At 72.5% G+C, this 984-nt stretch carries 1 protein-coding gene; it reads right to left on the bottom strand.

Translation table 11 applies throughout. The annotated features are described in order from the left end of the window. Positions 1 to 965 (bottom strand): glycosyl hydrolase (locus GTR00_RS21640; protein WP_166613553.1); only part of this gene is annotated, 965 nt, incomplete at its 3' end. Positions 966 to 984: the final 19 nt, after the last annotated feature.

The following is a 984-nucleotide window of genomic DNA, read 5'->3' as shown; positions in this document are numbered from 1 at the left end:
AGCGTGTGCAGCCAGGTGTTGGTCTCGCGCAACGCGCCCAGCGCGGGTTTGGCGCTGCCGTCCAGACGGGTCAACCCGAAACCGTTCTCGTAGGCGTTCCAGTCGTCGCGGTCGCGGATGGTGAAGACGAACGCGTGGCTGACGTAGGGGTACCAGTTCTGCACCATCCGCAACGCCCGGCGCAGGTAGTCCGCCTGGGTGGCCTCATCCACCCCCGCGCTCCAACCGCTGCCGGCGCCGGTGGTCCAGCCGAACTCGGTGAACCAGATGCTCTTGGCGCCATCGCCGTTCTCGAGCATCACCTGGCGCACTTTGGCCACGTTGGTGATGCGGTACGGGTGCTCGGCCGGGGGCGCCTCGGGCGCTTCGGCGGCCGGGCCCTGGTAGGGGTGCAGCCCCAGCGCGTCGAAGGAGCCCTTGGCCCCGGCGGCGTACAGCTGCTGCACCCACTGCGCGTTGGCGCCGCTGGTGCCGGCGCTGACCACGCTGGCCGCGGGGTCGGCGGCCTTGATGCCGGCGTAGCCGGCGCGCAGGACGGGCACGTAGGCGCTGGCGGGGGTGTTCGGGCAGGTGCCCCCCGAGCAGTCCGGCTCGTTCCAGATCTCCCAGGCGCGCACCTGCCCGCGGTAGCGGGTGGCCAGCTCGGTGGCGATGCGCTGGAAGTGCCGGTACTGCTCCTCACCGGCCGGCAGGGCCTTGAGGTCCTGGGTGCCGCTGAGCCAGGTGGGGGTGCAGCCCAGCGTCAGCAGCAGCTGCAGGCCCAGGGCGCGGGCCTGGCGCACGGTGGCGTCCAGGCGGTCGCGGTACCAGGTGGAGACCTGCCCGGGGCCGCGTTCTTCCAGCGAGCACCAGCCCACCCCGATGCGCACCCAGCCCGAGCCGGAGTCGGCGACCTGCTGCAAGGCGGTGGTGTTCACCGGCCAGTCCCGCCACAGGGAGAACACCTCCACCCCCGTCCCCAACACGCGCGAGGGAGCCGCCGCA

This window comes from Kineococcus indalonis (assembly GCF_009906395.1).
Classification (GTDB): domain Bacteria; phylum Actinomycetota; class Actinomycetes; order Actinomycetales; family Kineococcaceae; genus Kineococcus; species Kineococcus indalonis.
The sequence above is the reverse complement of the archived record's forward strand: the minus strand, read 5'-3'. Positions and strand labels throughout refer to the sequence as shown.